The organism is Salmonella enterica subsp. arizonae, from assembly GCF_008692845.1.
Classification (GTDB): domain Bacteria; phylum Pseudomonadota; class Gammaproteobacteria; order Enterobacterales; family Enterobacteriaceae; genus Salmonella; species Salmonella arizonae.
This window is the reverse complement of record NZ_VXJW01000004.1, coordinates 1-20,998: the sequence shown is the minus strand read 5'-3', so window position 1 is coordinate 20,998 and position 20,998 is coordinate 1. Positions and strand designations below refer to the sequence as shown.

Here is a 20,998-nt window from a genome sequence, read left to right as displayed (position 1 = left end):
GGAGATTAATTGATGAGCAACGTACCCGCAGAACTGAAATACAGTAAAGAGCACGAATGGCTGCGTAAAGAAGCGGACGGCACTTACACCGTAGGTATTACTGAACACGCTCAGGAGCTATTGGGCGATATGGTTTTCGTTGATCTGCCGGAAGTCGGCGCAACCGTGAGCGCGGGCGACGACTGCGCCGTGGCGGAGTCCGTAAAAGCGGCGTCCGACATTTATGCGCCGGTAAGCGGCGAGATCGTGGCGGTAAATGATGCGCTGAGCGACTCCCCGGAGTTGGTGAACAGCGAACCGTATGCCGACGGCTGGATCTTCAAAATCAAAGCCAGCAATGAAAGCGAGCTGGAATCCCTGCTGGATGCCACCGCCTACGAAGCCCTGCTCGAAGACGAGTAATTACGCTTCATCCTTCACGTTGCAGGCGCGTTGGCTTTACTCGGCCTGAGGCCTCGCCCCTTCGGGGCCAGCGCAAGCGCTGTTCAAACCGGCGTAGCCGGTTTGTCTTCGCTCACCCCAGTCCCTTACTTATTTAAGCGACTGGGGGTTTTCTGCGTCGTCGCCTTCCTGCAACGCGAATGATTTTGCGTATTCGTTTTATATGCTCAGGCCCGGTAAGCACCAGCGCCACCGGGCAACGTAGTCTGACAAATACGATTCACTGCACGTTTCAGGAACCATCGCCCATGACACAGACGTTAAGCCAGCTTGAAAACAGCGGCGCTTTCATTGAACGCCACATTGGACCAGACGCAGGGCAGCAGCAAGAGATGCTGAATGCCGTAAGCGCCGAGTCATTAAACGCGCTGATAGGCCAAATCGTGCCGAAAGACATTCAGCTCGCGACCCCGCCGCAGGTTGGCGAGGCGGCAACCGAATATGCCGCGCTGGCGGAATTAAAAGCCATCGTGGGCCGTAACAAGCGCTTCACGTCGTACATTGGCATGGGCTATACCGCCGTGCAGTTACCGCCAGTTATCCTGCGTAACATGCTGGAAAATCCAGGCTGGTATACCGCCTACACCCCTTATCAGCCGGAAGTCTCTCAGGGGCGTCTGGAAGCGCTGCTCAACTTCCAACAGGTGACGTTGGATCTGACTGGACTGGACATGGCCTCCGCCTCGCTGTTGGATGAAGCGACTGCCGCCGCTGAAGCGATGGCGATGGCTAAACGCGTCAGTAAACTGAAAAATGCCAACCGTTTTTTTGTCGCTTCTGATGTACATCCGCAAACTTTGGATGTCGTCCGCACCCGCGCCAAAACCTTTGGCTTTGACGTGATTGTCGATGATGCGGCAAAAGCGCTGGATCATCAGAACGTATTCGGCGTGTTGTTGCAACAGGTGGGCTCCACGGGCGAAATTCATGACTACAGCGCGCTGATTAGCAAACTCAAAGCCCGTAAAGTGATCGTCAGCGTCGCCGCCGATTTTATGGCGTTGGTGCTACTTACCGCGCCGGGTAAACAGGGTGCGGATATTGTTTTTGGCTCTGCGCAACGTTTTGGCGTGCCGATGGGTTACGGCGGCCCGCACGCGGCGTTCTTTGCCGCGATCGATGAATTTAAACGCTCCATGCCGGGCCGTATTATTGGCGTCTCAAAAGACGCGGCGGGCAACGCCGCGTTGCGTATGGCGATGCAGACGCGCGAGCAGCATATCCGTCGCGAGAAAGCGAACTCTAATATCTGCACTTCACAGGTCTTGCTTGCCAACATCGCCAGCCTGTATGCCGTTTATCATGGCCCGGTTGGATTGAAGCGCATCGCTCAGCGCATCCATCGGCTGACTGATATTCTGGCGGCGGGCCTGCAACAAAAAGGGCTGAAGTTGCGCCACGCGCATTATTTCGACACCCTGTGCGTGGAGGTGGCGGACAAAGCCGCCGTGCTGGCGCGTGCGGAAGCGGCTGAAATTAACCTGCGCAGCGACATCCATAACGCGGTGGGCATCACCCTGGACGAAACCACTACCCGTGACAATGTTCTGCAACTGTTTACGATATTGCTGGGCGATGATCACGGCCTGAATATTGAAACGCTGGATAAAGACGTGGCGCTTGACAGTCGCTCTATTCAGCAAAGTATGCTGCGCGACGATGCGGTTCTGACGCATCCGGTATTTAACCGTTACCACAGCGAAACCGAGATGATGCGCTATATGCATTCGCTGGAACGTAAAGATCTGGCGCTGAATCAGGCGATGATCCCGCTGGGTTCCTGCACCATGAAGCTGAACGCCGCCGCTGAAATGATCCCTATTACCTGGCCGGAATTCGCCGAGTTGCATCCGTTCTGCCCACCGGAACAGGCGGAAGGATATCAGCAAATGATTAGCCAGCTTTCTGACTGGCTGGTGAAGCTGACCGGATACGACGCCGTCTGTATGCAGCCGAATTCCGGCGCGCAGGGGGAATATGCGGGACTACTGGCGATTCGTCACTATCACGAGAGCCGTAACGAAGGACATCGCGATATTTGTCTGATCCCGGCTTCCGCCCACGGCACCAACCCAGCGTCCGCGCATATGGCGGGAATGCAGGTGGTCGTGGTAGCGTGCGATAAGAACGGCAACATCGATCTGGCGGATCTGCGCGCGAAAGCGGAACTGCACGCCAACAATCTCTCCTGCATCATGGTGACGTATCCGTCTACGCACGGCGTGTACGAAGAAACGATCCGTGACGTGTGTGACATTGTTCATCAGTTTGGTGGTCAGGTGTATCTTGACGGCGCGAACATGAACGCCCAGGTCGGCATTACCTCACCGGGCTTTATTGGCGCAGACGTTTCGCACCTCAATTTGCATAAAACCTTCTGTATTCCGCACGGCGGCGGCGGTCCGGGGATGGGACCGATCGGCGTTAAAGCGCATCTGGCGCCGTTTGTGCCGGGTCACAGCGTGGTGCAAATTGAAGGGATGCTGACTCGGCAGGGCGCAGTGTCTGCGGCGCCGTTCGGCAGCGCCTCCATTCTGCCGATTAGCTGGATGTACATCCGCATGATGGGCGCGGAGGGGTTAAAACAGGCGAGCCAGGTGGCGATTCTGAACGCCAACTATATCGCCAGTCGCCTGAAAGATGCGTACCCGATACTGTATACCGGTCGCGATGGACGCGTGGCGCACGAATGTATTCTCGATATTCGTCCGCTGAAAGAGGAAACTGGCATTAGCGAGCTGGATATTGCCAAGCGCTTAATCGATTACGGTTTCCATGCGCCAACCATGTCCTTCCCGGTCGCGGGTACGCTGATGGTAGAGCCGACGGAATCTGAAGGTAAGGCGGAGTTGGATCGCTTTATCAATGCGATGCTGGCGATTCGCGCGGAAATCGAACGCGTGAAAGCCGGTGAGTGGCCGCTGGAAGATAACCCGCTGGTGAATGCGCCGCACACGCAAAATGAGCTGGCGGCGGAGTGGAATCACAGTTACAGCCGTGAGGTTGCCGTCTTCCCTGCGGGCGTGGCGAACAAGTACTGGCCGACCGTGAAACGCCTTGATGATGTGTACGGTGACCGTAATCTGTTCTGCTCCTGCGTGCCGATGAGCGAATACCAGTAATTACGACCGCTGTAGCAAAGTTCTGTAGACCGGGTAAGGCGTAGTCGCCACCCGGCCTTTCGGCCTGATAGTGCGATTTTGTAGGCCGGATAAGGCGTTTTCGCTGCCATCCGGCTATTTTTTACAGTTTTTCGCCGTTACTGGCGATCACCGCTTTGTACCAGTTAAAACTTTTCTTACGCGAACGTGACATATCGCCGGTGCCATCGTCATGCTTGTTCACATAGATAAAGCCGTAACGCTTGCTGTACTGACCGGTAGTGAACGAAACGCAGTCAATACAGCCCCATGGGGTGTAGCCCATCAGATCCACACCATCCCAGGTTACAGCCTTCATCATCTCTTCAATATGCGCGCGCAAATAGTCAATTCGATAGTCATCATTGATGCTGCCGTCCTCTTCAACCTTATCGTATGCGCCAAAGCCGTTTTCGACGATAAATAGCGGCTTTTGATAGCGTTCGTACAGCTCACACAATGAGTAGCGCAGGCCCACCGGGTCAATCTGCCAGCCCCAGTCAGAGGCTTTGACGTAGGGGTTAGGCACGCTGCCTTCAAACCCGGAAATCGCATCGCCGCTACCGCCTTCGGCTTTGACCGCGTTGGTCATATAGTAGCTGAAGCCTAAATAGTCGCAGGTGCCTTCGCGCAGAGTTTCTATATCGCCCTCTTCCATTTTGATGGTAAAACCGCGGCGTTCCCACTCGTTGAGTATGTAACGTGGGTAGTAGCCGCGCAGTTGGACGTCGGTAAAGACATAGCGTTCGCGCATCGACTCCTGAGCAAACATCACATCTTCCGGTTTACAGGAGAAGGGGTACAGCGCGACCATCGCCAGCATACAGCCGACTTTCATCTGCGGGTTAATGCGACGGGCCGCTTTTACCGCCAGCGCGCTGGCGACAAACTGATGATGTAATACCTGGTACATGGTCTCTTCTGGATTCTCATGCCCGGTATACACCACGCCGGAACAGCAGTAGCCAAACAGCGGCGCGCGCCAGTTACGCTGATTGTTGATTTCATTGAAGGTCATCCAGTATTTGACCTTATGTTTGTAGCGTTCAAACACCACTTCAGCAAAACGGACAAAGAAATCGACGACTTTACGATTGGTCCAGCCGCCGTAGTGCTGTACCAGATGTAGCGGCATTTCAAAGTGGGAGAGGGTGATGACCGGTTCGATGTTGTATTTGAGCAACTCATCAAACATGTCGTCGTAGAATTTCAGACCTGCTTCATTTGGCTGGGATTCGTCGCCATTCGGGAAGATACGCGTCCAGGCAATAGAGGTACGGAAGCATTTGAACCCCATTTCGGCGAAAAGCCTGATGTCTTCTTTGTAATGCCCGTAAAAATCGACCGCCTCGTGGTTCGGGTAGTATTTGCCAGGAACGACGTGCTGGGTGATTTCCCGTGGTACGCCGTGTGCGCCACCGGTTAACACGTCGCAGATGCTGGGACCTTTACCGTCTTTATTCCAGCCGCCTTCGACCTGGTGTGCGGCAACCGCGCCGCCCCATAAAAAATCTTTTGGCAAGGTGAGTTTTTTCAAGGTTGCATAATCTCAATTTATCTGGTCTGTTATCATTCATTCTGCACCAAATAGCATTTAAAGCGTACGCAAAATTCTGGAGTCCTCACGTGTCGGGGCGAGAACAAACTCACGGTCGCAACTTTCACTTCAGAGTTCATATTCAGGGAATAACTACATGCAGCCAAATGATATCACTTTCTTTCAACGTTTCCAGAATGACATTCTGACAGGGCGTAAAACCATCACGATTCGCGATGCCTCTGAGTCCCACTTTAAAGCCGGTGATGTGTTACGTGTGGGACGATTCGAAGATGATGGCTATTTTTGCACAATAGAAGTGACAGGGACGTCAACCGTGACGCTGGACACGCTGAACGAAAAACATGCGCAGCAGGAAAATATGTCGCTTGATGAACTGAAACGTGTAATTGCTGAAATTTATCCCAATCAGATGCAGTTTTATGTGATTGATTTTAAATGTCTCTGATAAGAATGAACATTTTTTAGCTGAATTTTTTGTTTAACGTTTTGAATAATAAGTGTAATTTAATTTTATGAGTTTATTTTAGCTAACAGGTGTTCACTGGAACCATTCTCAGTTACGCTAGAGGCGCAGTTCATCACTATGAACGTTTCTCCGGAGTAAGTTATGGTGCAAAAACCATTAATGGCGCAGGGGTATTCGCTGGCTGAAGAAATCGCCAACAGTATTAGCCACGGCATTGGATTGGTATTTGGTATTGTCGGTCTGGTGCTGCTGTTGGTTCAGGCGGTAGATGCGAATGCCGGTATGACGGCCATCGCCAGCTACAGTTTATATGGCGGGAGCATGATCCTGCTTTTTCTCGCCTCAACGCTGTATCATGCCATTCCCCATCAACGGGCAAAACTCTGGTTAAAGAAATTTGATCACTGCGCTATCTATCTGCTCATTGCCGGAACCTATACGCCATTTTTGCTGGTAGGTCTGGATTCGCCGCTGGCGCGCGGGCTAATGATTGTTATCTGGAGTCTGGCGCTACTCGGTATCCTCTTCAAATTGACGATTGCGCACCGGTTTAAAGTGCTCTCATTGGTCACGTATCTGGCAATGGGCTGGCTGTCGCTGATTGTGGTTTATCAACTGGCGATTAAGCTGGCGATAGGGGGCGTAACGCTGCTGGCGGTAGGCGGCGTGGTCTATTCGCTGGGCGTGATTTTCTATGTTTGCAAACGCATACCATATAACCACGCCATCTGGCATGGTTTTGTGTTGGGTGGCAGCGTGTGCCACTTCCTGGCAATTTATTTGTACGTGGGTCAGGCGTAATTGCCTAGTGCCGGTACAAGCGCTTTATCCGGCCTACAAGAACAGATTCTTGCAGGCCGGATAAATGCTGCGCCATCAGGGGATCCGGTTTTAACGCGCTATCACTCCTCCAGCGAGTAGGGCAGTGGGATGATATGCAGAGTATTGACATCGTCTCGAACGCGGAAAACGCTTTCGGCCTCTAAATCGTTATTCATTACGGCCTGAACCAGTAACTGACCATCGTCTAACTGCGTCGCAGCCAGAATAGCACCGGTACGACGCCAGTTCTCGCCCATCTGTAGCTCCAGATCTTCTCCTGCCTCCGGCACTCGGCTGGCTTTGCCTGCCAATAACCAAAGCGCGCGTTTATTGGCGCCGCGGAATTTTGCCCGCGCGACCATCTCCTGGCCGGTGTAACAGCCTTTTTTGAAGCTGATGCCGCCCAACGCCTGTAAATTAGTCGCCTGGGGGATAAACTGACCGCTGTTTGCTGCATCAATCACAGGAATGCCTGCTTCAATATCCAACGCCAGCCACTGTTGGCTGTTATTCAGTTCGGCTTCGCCGTGCAACTTCTCCGTTAACATATTTACTGTAGCGACATCGGTGACAAGCAGGAATCGTTCCGCAGGATGTTCAAACCACAGCAGCGTGGACGCGCCGTCTCTGACCACCTGGTTTTCGCTGTTGGGCAGATCGCTAAAAACATTCGCCAGCGCCGCGCGAGCCTGAAACCCTGCTACGCCAAGCAGTACGCGGTCATCATCCGGCGCGATAACCACTTTGGAAAATACGGCGTACTTTTTCAACTCCGTTAATTGCGCCTCACGCACGCTACGGCGCTCAATCCAGACAAACCCTTCACGCTCACGGAACAGGCGCAGATTGCTCCACATTTTACCTTTAGCATCGCAGTGGGCGGTGAGAAGGTGTTGTTGTTCTGTCATCTGGCTCACGTCAGCAGTGACCTGGCCCTGAATATACTTTTCACTGTCTACGCCGGTAATGGTCGCCAGCGCCCAGTCGTCAAGCGCGATCAGCGTCAGCGGCAGGCGGGCAGACGCTGAAGGGTGACGTGGCGGAAAGGAGATAAAAGCCATAAATAATGTCCTGGTTAGCTGCAACAATAATGATTAATGTTAAAAGAGCCATAGCCCATTGCAAGCGCTTTAAATAGCCTATTGCGGGCGGATTGATCGTTTTGCGAGGCGGTATCCAAAATAGGTGAACATATTGATTCCCTACTTTTTATTTCGCGATCACGGTCCAGATTACTGAGATTCCCGTAAAACAACGCCAAAAACACGTTACAATAGCCCGGTACTTCATTTTCGCGAGGCAGGAAGAACATGGATATTAACAATAAAGCACGTATTCACTGGGCATGTCGTCGCGGTATGCGCGAACTTGATATTTCCATCATGCCGTTCTTTGAACATGAGTACGATAGTTTGAGCGACGGAGAAAAGCGTATTTTTATCCGTTTGTTGCAGAATGATGACCCAGATTTATTTAACTGGTTGATGAATCACGGTAAGCCGGCTGACGCTGAGCTGGAACAGATGGTACGACTCATTCAGACACGGAATCGGGAACGTGGTCCAGTGGCAATCTGATTTACGCGTCTCATGGCGCGCTCAGTGGATCTCATTACTCATTCACGGGTTGGTTGCCGCGGTGATTTTATTGATGCCCTGGCCGCTGAGTTATACCCCGTTGTGGATGATGCTACTGTCGCTGGTCGTGTTTGACTGCGTACGTAGCCAGCGCCGGATTAATACCTGTCAGGGAGAGATCAAGCTGCTGATGGACGGGCGCTTACGCTGGCAGGGGCAGGACTGGACGCTCCTGCGTCCGCCCTGGTTACTGAAGAGCGGGATGGTGTTGCGTTTACGCGCTGAGTCTGGACGCCATCAGCATTTATGGCTGGCGGCTGATAGCATGGAAGAAGCGGAATGGCGTGAGTTGCGTCGGATAATGTTACAGCAACCGATATCGCGCTAACACTGACGGAACGGCGCAAAACCGGTTCCGTCGAGAGGCAAGCGTAGTGGATAAGGTTTCAGGCGTAGTATTCAGCTATTTCGTTGAGAATCTGTTCGCACCAGGCCTGTATACGCTCATCGCTGAGATCGTACTGGTTCGTTTCATCCAGCGCCAGGCCGACAAACAGTTGTCCATCCGCAATGACAGGTTTATTGCTGGTAAATTCGTAGCCTTCGGTGGGCCAGTAGCCGACAAATTTAACGCCTTTTAGGGCAAGTTTGTCATGCAACATGCCCAGCGCATCCAGGAACCACTCGCCGTAGCCGAGCTGGTCGCCCATACCATACAGCGCAACGATTTTGCCTTCCAGATTGAGATCGTCTAATTGATCCCAGACGGCTTCCCAGTCCTCCTGAATTTCGCCAAAATCCCAGGTCGGGATGCCTAAAATGAGCATATCGTACTGCTCCATTAGAGCGGGGGCGTCATCCTTGAGGTTATGTAATGTCACCAGCTCCGGGCCGAGAATATCGCGAATTTTCTCTGCGGCCATCTCGGTGTAGCACGTGCTGGAACCGTAAAAAAGACCCATGTTCATTACGTTACATCTCGATTCTGCTATAGCGTTGCGGGTAGTGTAACAGAATCGCTGCATTCACGGCACAATGAGGCATAATGCACCAAAAGTAAGCATGAAGTAGGGGGCGCGAGTGGAACAGGATTTAGCGCGTATTGAGCAGTTTCTGGATGCCCTGTGGCTGGAACGAAATCTGGCGGAAAATACATTAAGCGCGTATCGTCGCGATTTATCGATGGTCGTCGCGTGGTTGCGCCATCGTGGAAAAACGCTTGCGACGGCGCAGGCTGATGATTTACAAACGCTGCTGGCTGAACGGGTCGAGGGCGGATACAAAGCGACCAGCTCCGCGCGCCTGTTAAGCGCTATGCGGCGTTTTTTCCAGCATCTGTATCGTGAAAAGTATCGTGAGGATGATCCGAGCGCGCAGTTGGCCTCGCCTAAGCTTCCGCAGCGTTTACCGAAAGATCTTAGCGAAGCGCAGGTTGAACGGCTTTTGCAGGCACCGCTTATTGAGCAACCTTTGGAGTTGCGTGATAAAGCCATGCTGGAAGTGTTGTACGCCACCGGACTGCGCGTGTCGGAGCTGGTGGGGCTGACAATGAGCGATATCAGTCTGCGGCAGGGCGTTGTGCGGGTTATCGGTAAAGGCAATAAAGAGCGGCTGGTGCCGTTAGGCGAAGAGGCGGTGTATTGGCTGGAGACGTATCTGGAGCATGGGCGTCCCTGGTTACTTAATGGCGTATCGATTGACGTATTGTTCCCCAGCCAGCGTGCGCAGCAGATGACACGGCAGACCTTCTGGCACCGTATTAAACATTATGCGGTGCTGGCTGGAATTGATAGCGAAAAACTATCGCCCCACGTTTTACGTCACGCTTTCGCCACGCATTTGCTGAATCACGGCGCCGACTTACGTGTCGTACAGATGCTACTCGGGCATAGCGATCTTTCGACGACACAAATTTATACCCATGTCGCAACGGAGCGTTTGCGTCAACTTCATCAACAGCACCACCCGCGGGCATGAGTGCTGACAGGAAAGGATAGTTTATGAAAAAGCGTTTTATGATGTTCACCTTATTGGCGGCGGCGTTTTCAGGAATGGCCCATGCGGATGATGCGGCTATCCGTCAGTCGCTGGCTAAGCTGGGCGTTCAAAGCACGGAAATTCAAGCATCGCCAGTGGCTGGCATGAAAACCGTCCTCACTAACAGCGGCGTCCTGTATGTCACTGACGATGGCAAACATATTATTCAGGGGCCGATGTATGACGTGAGCGGCACACATCCGGTAAACGTGACGAATAAATTGTTGATGAGCCAACTGAATGCGCAGGAAAAAGAGATGATCGTCTATAAAGCGCCGGATGAGAAACATGTCATTACTGTTTTTACCGATATCACCTGCGGCTATTGTCATAAGCTACATGAAGAGATGAAAGATTATAACGCGCTGGGGATCACGGTACGTTATCTGGCCTTCCCGCGCCAGGGGCTGGAAAGCCAGGCAGAGCAGGATATGAAATCTATCTGGTGCGCCAAAGACAAAAACAAAGCGTTTGATGATGCGATGGCAGGTAAGGGCGTGAAACCGGCAAGCTGTGATGTGAACATTGCTGATCATTATGCGTTGGGCGTGCAGTTGGGCGTTAGCGGTACGCCAGCCATTATATTGAGTAACGGCTATGTGGTGCCTGGTTATCAGGGACCGAAAGAGATGAAAGCGTTTCTTGATGAGCATCAAAAACAGACCAGTGGTAAATAATACGCGTGAAACAACAGAGACAACTTCGTCGGCGCGAGGCTGATGAGACGGCGGATCTACCCGTCGATCTTCCTCCATTACTGCGACGTTTATATGCCAGCCGGGGCGTTCGCAGCGCCCGCGAACTGGAGCGCAGCGTGAAAGGGATGCTGCCCTGGCAGCAGCTTAGCGGTATTGATAACGCGGTGGAGATCCTCTACAACGCCTTCCGCGAAGGTATTCGCATTATTGTTGTCGGCGATTTTGACGCCGACGGCGCGACCAGTACCGCACTAAGCGTGTTGGGAATGCGTGCGTTGGGATGTGACAACATCAGTTATCTGGTGCCTAATCGCTTTGAAGATGGCTACGGTTTAAGCCCGGAAGTGGTCGATCAGGCGAAGGCGCGCGGCGCGCAGCTTATTATCACAGTAGACAACGGCATCTCATCCCATGCAGGCGTAGCGCATGCAAAGACGCTGGGGATTCCGGTGATCGTGACCGATCACCACTTACCTGGCGACACGTTGCCGGATGCCGAAGCGATTATTAATCCAAATCTGCGCGACTGCGAATTTCCTTCTAAGGCGCTAGCGGGCGTCGGTGTGGCGTTTTACCTGATGCTGGCGTTGCGGACATTTTTGCGCGACAAAGGATGGTTCGACGAGCGCGGCATCGCGCCGCCAAATCTGGCGGAACTGCTGGATTTAGTGGCGTTGGGAACGGTAGCGGACGTTGTGCCGCTGGATGCCAACAATCGCATCCTGACCTGGCAAGGGCTAAGTCGTATTCGTGCCGGGAAGTGCCGACCGGGAATCAAAGCGTTGCTGGAGATAGCGAATCGCGATCCGCAACGGCTTGCCGCCAGTGATTTAGGCTTTGCGTTGGGGCCGCGTTTGAATGCCGCCGGCAGACTGGATGATATGTCCGTCGGCGTGGCGTTACTGCTGTGCGACAACCTCGGCGAAGCGCGTGTTCTGGCCAGCGAGCTGGATGCGCTTAACCAAACGCGCAAAGAAATAGAGCAGGGGATGCAGGCGGAAGCGCTTATCCTGTGCGAAAAGCTTGAGCGCAGTAGTGAAACGCTTCCGGGCGGTCTGGCGATGTATCATCCTGAATGGCATCAGGGCGTGGTCGGAATTCTGGCGTCGCGCATTAAAGAGCGTTTTCACCGCCCGGTAATCGCCTTTGCGCCTGCGGGCGACGGCACGCTGAAAGGCTCAGGCCGATCGATTCAGGGGGTGCATATGCGCGATGCGCTGGAACGGCTGGATACGCTTTACCCTGATCTGATGATCAAGTTCGGCGGCCATGCGATGGCGGCGGGATTGTCGCTGGAAGAGCATAAATTCGAGCAGTTCCAGCAACGTTTTGGCGAGCTGGTGACGGAATGGCTCGATCCTGCCCTGTTGCAAGGCGAGGTGATCTCCGATGGTCCATTAAGCGCGGCGGAGATGTCTATGGAAGTGGCGCAACTGTTACGGGATGCCGGACCATGGGGGCAAATGTTCCCGGAGCCGCTATTCGATGGCCGTTTCCGTCTGCTACAACAGCGCCTGGTGGGCGAGCGTCACCTCAAGGTGATGGTGGAGCCCGTCGGCGGCGGCCCGCTGTTGGATGGCATCGCATTTAATATTGATACTACCTGCTGGCCGGATAACGGCGTGCGGGAGGTAGAACTGGCTTATAAACTGGACATTAACGAGTTTCGCGGCAACCGTAGTTTACAGATTATTATCGATGATATTTGGCCGCTATGAACGGGGCGATTTAACAACACTTTCGCTGTAATTAAGGGGCGAAATCCGCTAATATTTCGCCCTTATAACCGCATTTTGACAAGTCAAATAAAAGAAATCAGCCATGTTTGAAATTAACCCGGTGAATAACCGCATTCAGGACCTCACGGAACGCACCAACGTTCTTAGGGGGTATCTTTGACTATGATGCTAAGAAAGAGCGTCTGGAAGAAGTAAACGCCGAGCTGGAACAGCCGGATGTCTGGAACGAACCCGAGCGCGCGCAGGCGCTGGGAAAAGAGCGCTCATCGCTTGAAGCGATCGTCGATACGCTTGATCAAATGACTCAGGGGCTGGACGACGTTTCCGGGCTGCTGGAGCTGGCGGTAGAAGCTGACGACGAAGAGACGTTTAACGAAGCCGTCGCGGAACTGAATACGCTGGAAGAGAAACTGGCGCAGCTGGAATTCCGTCGGATGTTCTCCGGCGAGTACGATAGCGCCGATTGCTATCTCGATATTCAGGCCGGTTCCGGTGGTACTGAAGCGCAGGACTGGGCCAGCATGTTGCTGCGTATGTATCTGCGTTGGGCGGAAGCGCGCGGCTTCAAGACGGAAGTTATTGAAGAGTCGGAAGGTGAAGTCGCCGGCATTAAGTCCGCGACGATTAAAATCTCCGGCGAATATGCCTACGGTTGGCTGCGTACTGAAACCGGCGTACATCGTCTGGTGCGTAAAAGTCCGTTCGACTCCGGCGGTCGCCGCCATACCTCGTTCAGCTCCGCATTTGTTTACCCGGAAGTGGACGACGATATCGATATCGAAATTAACCCGGCGGATCTGCGTATCGACGTCTATCGCGCGTCCGGCGCAGGCGGTCAGCACGTTAACCGTACAGAATCCGCGGTGCGTATCACTCATATTCCAACCGGGATCGTGACGCAGTGCCAGAACGACCGTTCGCAGCACAAAAACAAAGACCAGGCCATGAAGCAGATGAAAGCGAAGCTTTATGAACTGGAGATGCAGAAAAAGAACGCTGAAAAACAGGCGATGGAAGACACCAAGTCCGATATCGGCTGGGGAAGCCAGATTCGTTCCTATGTCCTGGACGATTCCCGCATTAAAGACCTGCGTACTGGGGTGGAAACCCGCAATACACAGGCGGTACTGGACGGTAGTCTGGATCAATTTATCGAAGCAAGTTTGAAAGCAGGGCTATGAGGAATCAACATGTCTGAACAAAACGCACAGGGCGCTGACGAGGTAGTCGATCTTAACAATGAAATGAAGGCACGTCGCGAGAAGCTGGCTGCGCTGCGTGAGCAGGGTATCCCGTTCCCGAACGATTTCCGTCGTGACCGTACCTCAGACCAACTGCACGCAGAGTTTGACGCGAAAGAAGCTGAAGAACTGGAAGCGCTGAACATTGAAGTGTCTGTCGCGGGCCGTATGATGACTCGCCGTATTATGGGTAAAGCCTCTTTTGTTACCCTGCAAGACGTAGGCGGCCGCATCCAACTGTATGTGGCGCGCGATGATCTGCCGGAAGGCGTTTACAACGAGCAGTTCAAGAAGTGGGATCTTGGCGATATCCTCGGCGCAAAAGGTAAGCTGTTCAAAACCAAAACCGGCGAGCTGTCTATCCACTGCTCGGAACTGCGCCTGCTGACTAAAGCGCTGCGTCCGTTGCCGGATAAATTCCACGGCCTGCAGGACCAGGAAGCGCGCTATCGCCAGCGTTATCTGGATCTCATCTCTAACGATGAATCCCGTAACACGTTCAAAACCCGTTCGAAGATCCTGGCCGGCATTCGCCAGTTCATGGTTGCTCGCGGCTTTATGGAAGTCGAAACCCCGATGATGCAAGTGATCCCTGGCGGTGCGTCAGCGCGCCCGTTTATCACCCATCACAACGCGTTGGATCTGGACATGTACCTGCGTATCGCGCCGGAACTGTATCTCAAGCGTCTGGTGGTTGGCGGTTTCGAACGCGTGTTCGAAATCAACCGTAACTTCCGTAACGAAGGCATCTCCGTGCGCCACAACCCTGAGTTCACCATGATGGAACTCTACATGGCGTATGCGGACTACAAAGACCTGATCGAGCTGACCGAGTCTCTGTTCCGCACGCTGGCGCAGGATGTTCTGGGTAATACCCAGGTTCCATACGGCGATGAAGTGTTTGACTTCGGCAAGCCGTTCGAAAAACTGACCATGCGTGAAGCGATCAAGAAATACCGTCCGGAAACGGATATGGCTGATCTGGACAACTTCGATTCCGCGAAGGCGATTGCGGAAAGCATCGGCATTCACGTCGAGAAGAGCTGGGGTCTGGGCCGTATCGTCACCGAGATCTTTGATGAAGTCGCTGAAGCGCATCTGATTCAGCCGACCTTCATCACCGAATATCCGGCTGAAGTGTCTCCGCTGGCGCGTCGTAATGATGTGAACCCGGAAATCACTGACCGCTTCGAGTTCTTTATCGGCGGTCGTGAAATCGGTAATGGCTTTAGCGAGTTGAACGACGCGGAAGATCAGGCGCAGCGTTTCCAGGATCAGGTTAATGCGAAAGCCGCAGGCGATGACGAAGCTATGTTCTACGACGAAGACTACGTGACGGCGCTGGAACACGGTCTGCCGCCGACAGCAGGTCTGGGTATTGGTATCGACCGTATGGTGATGCTGTTTACTAACAGCCACACGATTCGCGATGTTATTCTGTTCCCGGCGATGCGTCCGGTGAAATAAGTGTGAATTGCCGGATTGGGCATTAGCTGCCATCCGGCATCTCTTCGTTCAGGCGTAGCGCCATCCGGCAATCAATTGCCGTTGGCAAACTCGCTCAATAATTCACGTGCGTTATCATCAGAAGCCTGCATGACCATCCACGGGCTGAAGGCCCACGGTGTGGCGCTGATCCCACGTAAGACATCCTCAAGAACGCTCCACTGGCAGTCCATCACCTCTTCGTTGTTAACCTGCAACACGCTGGTCGCCCGCGCGGCAAATACCGGACAGACTTCATTTTCCACAATACCGTTTGGGTCAATCGCCCGATAGCTGAAGTGCGGATAGATGGGGGTGAGATCGGTAATTTCTACGCCGAGTTCGAACCGACAACGGCGGATGATCGCCTCTTCGATGGCTTCGCCTTGTTGTGGATGACCGCAAACCGAATTCGTCCATACCCCCGGCCAGGCTTTCTTGCTCAGCGACCGTCGAGTCACCAGCAACTGACCATCCTCGTTAAATAGCCAGCAGGAGAAAGCCAGATGCAAAGGCGTATTAAGAGTATGAGCCGCATACTTTTCCAGTGTGCCGGAAGGCTTATCCTGCTCATCCAATAAAACGACATGTTCCTCAGTCATGAAAGCTCCTGAAAATTAAAATGACCCGGCAATCTGGCTGGGCCATATAGTCAGACGATCAGCGTAGCCCATATGAGACAGAAAGGCATTACCAAAACAAGTCCTGACAGAACGCAGACGAGTATCATTGTGCAGTTAGTCGATATTATGCTGGAATATCGGATATCAACGGCATCATCATCCACGCTGGCCCTTTCCGGCGTCAATGGATTGGGCATACGGCGTTTGGCTGCTATCATAAGGCGTCTGTAAATAGAGCGAGGAAAAGTTTTGAGCGCAGGACGCCTGAACAAAAATAGCCTGGGTATTGCGGTGCTGTTATGCACAGGGCTGCTGCTGGCGGGGTGTTCCAGTAATTCCGGCTCAGGAACGTATTCCGGCTCCGTCTATACCGTTAAGCGCGGCGATACGTTGTATCGTATATCGCGCGCTACGGGAACTAGCGTGAAAGAACTTGCCCGACTGAATGACATTTCACCGCCTTACACTATTGAGGTGGGGCAGCGTATTAAAGTTCGCGGTAACGCAAAGAGCAGCAGCTCAACACGTAAAACCAGCAATAAAACAGCGACAAAAACTGCCGCAGTCAGACCGTCATCTTCGGTGCCAAAATCCTCATGGCCGCCGGTGGGGCAGCGTTGTTGGGTATGGCCTGCCAACGGTAAAGTGATTTTACCTTATTCCACAGCGGAAGGCGGGAATAAGGGAATCGATATTGCGGGCGCGCGCGGGACGCCTGTGTATGCGGCGGGGGCCGGTAAAGTTGTCTATGTCGGGAACCAACTGCGCGGTTACGGTAATCTCATTATGATTAAGCACAACGAAGATTACATTACGGCTTACGCTCATAATGACACCATGCTGGTTAATAATGGACAAAGCGTCAAAGCGGGGCAAAAAATCGCTACGATGGGCAGCACGGATGCCGCATCCGTAAGGCTGCACTTCCAGATTCGCTACCGGGCGACGGCTATTGATCCGCTGCGTTATCTGCCCCCGCAGGGGAGTAAACCGAAATGCTGACGGCGAATTAATCGCCAGTTGGTCAGCCAGTCTCTTGCCAACCAGAGCGTAAAGTTTATAATGCCTTACGCATCTCAAAGCGGGCGTAGTTCAATGGTAGAACGAGAGCTTCCCAAGCTCTATACGAGGGTTCGATTCCCTTCGCCCGCTCCAGATCTCTCCCCTTGTTGCAAAACACCGCCAGTAACTGGCTTAATGTGTTTAGCTATCAACAACTTACTTAACATAAGTTGTCTGTGATCGTTCTACCATTGAACGATGATTTACCAACAAGAGGTACACTGTTAGTTGTCACGGATAGTTACTATGGAAATGAGAGTATAACTATTCGTCGTCGGCAGTTCCAACCTCACACCGCGATAATCCAACGTGAAGGAAAAGCCTGATCCGGGCATTGATTCTCATAACCTTTCAGTGAAGCGCATTTTTGCCGATGCTCCCACATGCCACACGTCGTGATGACGTTGCAGGGAATAAACAGGTTTATGGTGGTGTTCGTACCTGCACACGACATGCAGGCTCTGCCAGCGGTTCGGCCTCGCTCCTTCGGGTACATGGTCATCCTGATAAACTTCACTGTCTGACATACCCTGATGTTGTCGCCTAACGGCTCCGCGCGTTGTCTTACCACCAACGGGCATTAGGCTTGTACTGTCTAAAATCAGGGAGGAGGGGAAAGGCTGGATCTCTCCAGCCTTTGATGGTCATCTCACTTTCTTGAAGATAAGCAAGGCCAAAACAAGGCAAATAGCGCTACCGACAAATGCAGTAATTAAGAGGTTATCCACTGACCGCGATAAGTCATTTATGATCGCTTCACATAAACGGGCTTCCATCTGACCTGTTGAAGGGGGGCCGTTGTATTTCCGGGTAAGTCCAAAATCAAGCACTGGTATCATCAAGGCAATAGAGTAGATGGCGAATACTAAAGCAATGCCTCCCCATCTAAGGATAGCCTTTGCTCTATTCGTCAATGTCATACGAACCACCTAAAACGCCGCCAATCGTGCCACCAGAATAGCCCGAAGATGATCCAACAGTTGACGCACTGTTCGCAAGCCCTTCCTCCACTCGTCCTGTGAGGCTTTCAGAGTTCGGCTTGAAGTGTTCGATGTTCGCATGCTGTTCTCTGAATGAGCTGGTAACTTCCATAACGTTCATTGAAGACAGATCGCCGCTCTTCTCCGTCAAGTAACGCTGTAAAGAAACAGGGATAGTGAAATCTTCTTCATTGTCGATACGAAGTTGCGTTGTTGTTGATATGTAGCTGGTATCGAAGATTTTAGTCCCTGCCTCTCTGATTACCTGCACTGTGTGAGTTGTGCAGTTGCTGTCGGTGAGATCGTAAACGTCAATTACCTTTCCGCGCCGCTTAGTACGATCTCCCATCGCCTCCGTGAAAACTGGTGTTTTACCGGAGTTCCATAGAGATTCAAAAATTCTGCGGGTTTCTTCCGTAGTAACATCGTCGATCTGAAAAACTCTCGCTTGGTATTTGTACAGTTCTTCACGATAGTAAAGGCGTGCATCATCGCCAGTTAGGAAGTTAAGAATCCCATCACCTGTTAATGTGGCGGGGCCTTTTCGACCAAAGCGCCCGTAGGTGTAAACGTAAATCAAATTGTCTTGATGTACGGAAACGAAAGCATGTCCTGCGTCTGTGGTTTCAGTCCAGATGTAAACACCGTTCAATAGCTGGTTATCTTCTGGCTTGCAGGTGTCAGCAAAGCTGTTTTGCTTCTTCGCTACCTGGGCGTGTTGTTCCGGCTCTTGCATTGGGTCAGATACGGCTTTTGTTTCCACTGGTGCAGAGGTAGCTCTCACTGGTTCCTGGTAAGGGCCGTGTTTCATAAAAGTATGGGTGGCAATGAAAAAAGCCTTGCACGGGCAGGTCGAACGGCTGTAAATCGTACTGGCGGCTAACTGCCCATGAATATATTCTCCAGGGTATCCACCAACCACGCTGAAAATGCCTGGGTGTTTACCGCAGGATACCTGGCAGCCTACTGTTGCTTGTCTGTTTAGATTCGGGCCAATCTGCTTCCCTTTCGGGTGTCCGGTTAGTACCGATCCACCGCATGTTGTTTTATCGCCCTGTACTACCCAAAAGCCTATAGCCATTTTCTGAACTCCTTATTTTAGAGTGCGACTGAAGCGAGAAAATCGGCTGGCATTGCGGGGCTGTTGTCTAACTGGCACAGGAGGGCATAATCTTGTGGGGTACTGATGATCACATCACCGTTATCAAGCTGACTTCCTACGAGAGCATAAGAAACGCCGTTGCCGTTGGTATTGACCGATCACGATCCGTTGATGATTTTCGCGCGTGTTCCGTCAGGGTAAACAACGTAATCACCAACCATTGCCCGATTAACTTCACTCCCGTCCTCAAGCGTAAACGAGTCATTGGCGCTGGCTTTCTCAATCTTCCCGCCGTTCTGGGTGAGTGCTCCAGTAGTAGCAAAACGCCAAATCGCCAGTAAAGAACGGTCTTTCATTTCTTCAACATGAGATTTGAAAATCTGGCGTTGTTCGTCGTCTGCGTTTGCCAGTTGCTCTGCACTGAATGGATTCTTAAATGATGCAAGCACGGGCGGGGTGAGTTCATTGGTGTATTGCTTCATAAGTCCCTATACTTGCTATGGAAATAATTTCAGTAGCTATTTTACAAGCAATAACCACATGAGCAACAAGTATTAGACTTAAGCGAAATTATGTTTCGTAACAACCAGTAAAGGGGTTAGTCCTCCTCGAATGTCCAGGTGTATTTGCACTGCTCGAACGGTCTGATCGTCTCTGTCTCCGTGTAATTGGCGTTGCTGTAGATGCAAATCTTCGCGTTGTCTGTCTCCTGTTCATTTGTCAGCGTTAACGTGATCCGCCCAGCGTGGGCGAGGGCTGGTAATAGCGACAGCGTCAGCACAATTAAGCGTTTCAGGTTGATCACCATTCTAAAGAAAACTCCTCTGTTAAATCGTCCTGCACATCCTGACCATACCCGATGTAATACATGGTAGAGCGCGGATCTGTCTGTCCCAGGAAATGGGCGATAGTTTCAATAGCCATCCCTGCATCGAACATCACGCGCCCACGGCTTTTACGTGGTGTATGGCATCCCACGTTAGAGAATCCTGCTCTCCTTCCCATCTTCCCAAATTCAGTGAATACCGTGTTACGAGTTACGGCTTTGCCTCTGCTACGAAGATCGCCCTTGCTAAAGATGAAATCCGTTTTCACTGGCATATCTGCTTGCTCTCCCTTGCGTTGCGCCACCACTGACAGCATCGCGGCTGTCACCTTTGGCCTTACTACGTTTCCCGTTTTCTCCTGCTTCACCTTGAGGTGAGATTGCCCCTCTACATCTTCATACTTAAGTTTGAGGACGTCAGAGATACGTAGACCGCTTTCATACATAAACACCCACAAGCAATAAAACAGGTTGGTGGTGGTATTGCGCTGTAGCTCTGCCGCCACTGCCTTAACTTCGTCTGCACTCTTTAGCGCCTGGCTAATGCCTTTCATCTTCATATCCTCCCTTGTTCGTTTCGTTGAAAGCATCATTGATAATAATTTGATAATTTTCAACATGTTGTACGATACGTTTATTTAAGAAGAGCACAAAAAGATCAAAATGTGTACGCGGTTGCTTGACCTATCGAACACCGCCCGAGGCGCTTCCCCAATTCCAGGCGCAGATATTGGTAAATATCATTAAGTGATTGAAAAATAAATGAAATTACATTTATGCGCATGGTTCATGAAACTGTGATTCTGTCAAGAAATTTATTTTCTATGACGGGGAGTTACTCCTGTTTGCACGGTGAAGTGATGGAAAAGTGCTCTGATTGAATAGAATCAATGAGTTGCAGAATACACTTTACCGATGTGTATCGAAGTAGGGCGTAATTGCACGGCAAATGAGAGTAATTCCCATTTTCTTTATTGTATGACGAAATGATTAGAATGCTAACTAACTGGCTGGTTTCGGCATGGAAAAATCAAGTTGTTACATTATAACAATAAAACGAGAAAACTCGTTCAACGAATTTTAGTGCCAGATAAGGACCAAACCCATGTATCTGTGTCAGGTCTGCTCCGGTAATTTTCCAGAGTAATGGTCTGACATCAAAGGAAAGCTGATTGGGCTGTTTTGTACGATGTCTGGC

Annotated in this window: 20 protein-coding genes and 1 tRNA gene; 13 read left to right on the top strand and 8 right to left on the bottom strand. The window is 51.9% G+C overall.

Going from position 1 to position 20,998, the window contains the following annotated elements; translation table 11 throughout:
• The first annotated feature begins 12 nt into the window (after positions 1 to 12).
• Positions 13 to 402, top strand: coding sequence for a glycine cleavage system protein GcvH (gene gcvH / locus F4V61_RS09125; protein ID WP_000073209.1), 390 nt, complete (start codon positions 13 to 15; stop codon positions 400 to 402).
• 287 nt (positions 403 to 689) lie between these two features.
• Complete coding sequence (gcvP, locus tag F4V61_RS09120) at positions 690 to 3,563, top strand: aminomethyl-transferring glycine dehydrogenase (protein WP_038397687.1); 2,874 nt, start codon at positions 690 to 692, stop codon at positions 3,561 to 3,563.
• Between the two features lie 121 nt (positions 3,564 to 3,684).
• Here gcvP and F4V61_RS09115 read toward each other — a convergent pair whose 3' ends face one another.
• Positions 3,685 to 5,118 carry a 6-phospho-beta-glucosidase gene (locus tag F4V61_RS09115; protein ID WP_000737104.1) on the bottom strand — a complete coding sequence of 478 codons (1,434 nt, stop codon included), beginning with the start codon at positions 5,116 to 5,118 and terminating at the stop codon, positions 3,685 to 3,687.
• 157 nt (positions 5,119 to 5,275) lie between these two features.
• On the opposite strand from F4V61_RS09115, the gene yqfB reads away from it, so the two are divergent.
• Complete coding sequence (gene yqfB, locus F4V61_RS09110) at positions 5,276 to 5,587, top strand: N(4)-acetylcytidine aminohydrolase (protein ID WP_001182982.1); 312 nt, start codon at positions 5,276 to 5,278, stop codon at positions 5,585 to 5,587.
• Positions 5,588 to 5,749: 162 nt separating this feature from the next.
• Positions 5,750 to 6,409: a PAQR family membrane homeostasis protein TrhA gene (gene trhA / locus F4V61_RS09105; RefSeq protein ID WP_000250284.1), complete on the top strand. Its 660-nt coding sequence runs from the start codon at positions 5,750 to 5,752 to the stop codon at positions 6,407 to 6,409.
• Positions 6,410 to 6,510: 101 nt separating this feature from the next.
• Here the strand turns inward: trhA and ygfZ are convergent, their stop codons facing one another.
• Complete coding sequence (ygfZ, locus tag F4V61_RS09100) at positions 6,511 to 7,491, bottom strand: tRNA-modifying protein YgfZ (RefSeq protein ID WP_038397688.1); 981 nt, start codon at positions 7,489 to 7,491, stop codon at positions 6,511 to 6,513.
• Positions 7,492 to 7,740: 249 nt separating this feature from the next.
• Here ygfZ and sdhE point away from each other — a divergent pair, with 249 nt between their 5' ends.
• Together sdhE and F4V61_RS09085 are read left to right on the top strand one after the other, a co-directional pair.
• Positions 7,741 to 8,007 (top strand): FAD assembly factor SdhE, encoded by a 267-nt coding sequence (gene sdhE, locus F4V61_RS09090; RefSeq protein WP_000354051.1) that lies wholly within the window; start codon positions 7,741 to 7,743, stop codon positions 8,005 to 8,007.
• The gene (locus F4V61_RS09085; protein WP_000250983.1) at positions 7,988 to 8,395 is read left to right on the top strand and encodes a protein YgfX; all 408 of its coding nucleotides are present in this window, start codon (positions 7,988 to 7,990) and stop codon (positions 8,393 to 8,395) included. The genes sdhE and F4V61_RS09085 overlap by 20 nt, the downstream gene beginning before the upstream one ends.
• A gap of 58 nt (positions 8,396 to 8,453) precedes the next feature.
• Here F4V61_RS09085 and fldB read toward each other — a convergent pair whose 3' ends face one another.
• Positions 8,454 to 8,975, bottom strand: a complete 522-nt coding sequence (fldB, locus tag F4V61_RS09080; RefSeq protein ID WP_001055880.1) for a flavodoxin FldB — start codon at positions 8,973 to 8,975, stop codon at positions 8,454 to 8,456.
• 112 nt (positions 8,976 to 9,087) lie between these two features.
• On the opposite strand from fldB, the gene xerD reads away from it, so the two are divergent.
• The 5 genes from xerD (at position 9,088) to lysS (ending at position 15,189) form a co-directional block, all read left to right on the top strand.
• Entirely contained in the window at positions 9,088 to 9,984 is an 897-nt protein-coding gene (xerD, locus tag F4V61_RS09075) for a site-specific tyrosine recombinase XerD (RefSeq protein ID WP_000434304.1), read from the top strand.
• 23 nt (positions 9,985 to 10,007) lie between these two features.
• The gene (gene dsbC / locus F4V61_RS09070; RefSeq protein WP_080161281.1) at positions 10,008 to 10,721 is read left to right on the top strand and encodes a bifunctional protein-disulfide isomerase/oxidoreductase DsbC; all 714 of its coding nucleotides are present in this window, start codon (positions 10,008 to 10,010) and stop codon (positions 10,719 to 10,721) included.
• A gap of 5 nt (positions 10,722 to 10,726) precedes the next feature.
• Positions 10,727 to 12,460 carry a single-stranded-DNA-specific exonuclease RecJ gene (gene recJ, locus F4V61_RS09065; protein WP_079828655.1) on the top strand — a complete coding sequence of 578 codons (1,734 nt, stop codon included), beginning with the start codon at positions 10,727 to 10,729 and terminating at the stop codon, positions 12,458 to 12,460.
• A 103-nt stretch (positions 12,461 to 12,563) separates the two neighbouring features.
• A protein-coding gene (gene prfB, locus F4V61_RS09060) for a peptide chain release factor 2 (protein ID WP_103143145.1) occupies positions 12,564 to 13,662 on the top strand; the annotation gives its coding sequence in 2 pieces (ribosomal slippage) (positions 12,564 to 12,638 and positions 12,640 to 13,662; 1,098 coding nt in all).
• A 9-nt stretch (positions 13,663 to 13,671) separates the two neighbouring features.
• Positions 13,672 to 15,189 (top strand): lysine--tRNA ligase, encoded by a 1,518-nt coding sequence (lysS, locus tag F4V61_RS09055; RefSeq protein ID WP_000003336.1) that lies wholly within the window; start codon positions 13,672 to 13,674, stop codon positions 15,187 to 15,189.
• Positions 15,190 to 15,260: 71 nt separating this feature from the next.
• Here the strand turns inward: lysS and idi are convergent, their stop codons facing one another.
• Complete coding sequence (idi, locus tag F4V61_RS09050; protein ID WP_000133987.1) at positions 15,261 to 15,809, bottom strand: isopentenyl-diphosphate Delta-isomerase; 549 nt, start codon at positions 15,807 to 15,809, stop codon at positions 15,261 to 15,263.
• Between the two features lie 270 nt (positions 15,810 to 16,079).
• Here idi and actS point away from each other — a divergent pair, with 270 nt between their 5' ends.
• The gene (gene actS / locus F4V61_RS09040; RefSeq protein WP_038397690.1) at positions 16,080 to 16,832 is read left to right on the top strand and encodes an amidase activator ActS; all 753 of its coding nucleotides are present in this window, start codon (positions 16,080 to 16,082) and stop codon (positions 16,830 to 16,832) included.
• A 79-nt stretch (positions 16,833 to 16,911) separates the two neighbouring features.
• A tRNA-Gly gene (locus F4V61_RS09035) sits at positions 16,912 to 16,985 on the top strand.
• Between the two features lie 810 nt (positions 16,986 to 17,795).
• On the opposite strand, the gene F4V61_RS09025 is transcribed toward F4V61_RS09035, so the two are convergent.
• From F4V61_RS09025 to F4V61_RS09010, 4 genes are all read right to left on the bottom strand, one after another.
• Positions 17,796 to 18,953, bottom strand: a complete 1,158-nt coding sequence (locus tag F4V61_RS09025; protein WP_079798890.1) for a PAAR domain-containing protein — start codon at positions 18,951 to 18,953, stop codon at positions 17,796 to 17,798.
• 179 nt (positions 18,954 to 19,132) lie between these two features.
• Positions 19,133 to 19,456, bottom strand: a complete 324-nt coding sequence (locus F4V61_RS09020; RefSeq protein WP_000816357.1) for a hypothetical protein — start codon at positions 19,454 to 19,456, stop codon at positions 19,133 to 19,135.
• Between the two features lie 116 nt (positions 19,457 to 19,572).
• Complete coding sequence (locus F4V61_RS09015; RefSeq protein ID WP_000236392.1) at positions 19,573 to 19,782, bottom strand: hypothetical protein; 210 nt, start codon at positions 19,780 to 19,782, stop codon at positions 19,573 to 19,575.
• On the bottom strand, positions 19,776 to 20,354 hold the full coding sequence (locus F4V61_RS09010) for a tyrosine-type recombinase/integrase (RefSeq protein WP_024132134.1): 579 nt from the start codon (positions 20,352 to 20,354) through the stop codon (positions 19,776 to 19,778). Before F4V61_RS09010 ends, F4V61_RS09015 begins: the two co-directional genes overlap by 7 nt.
• Positions 20,355 to 20,998: the final 644 nt, after the last annotated feature.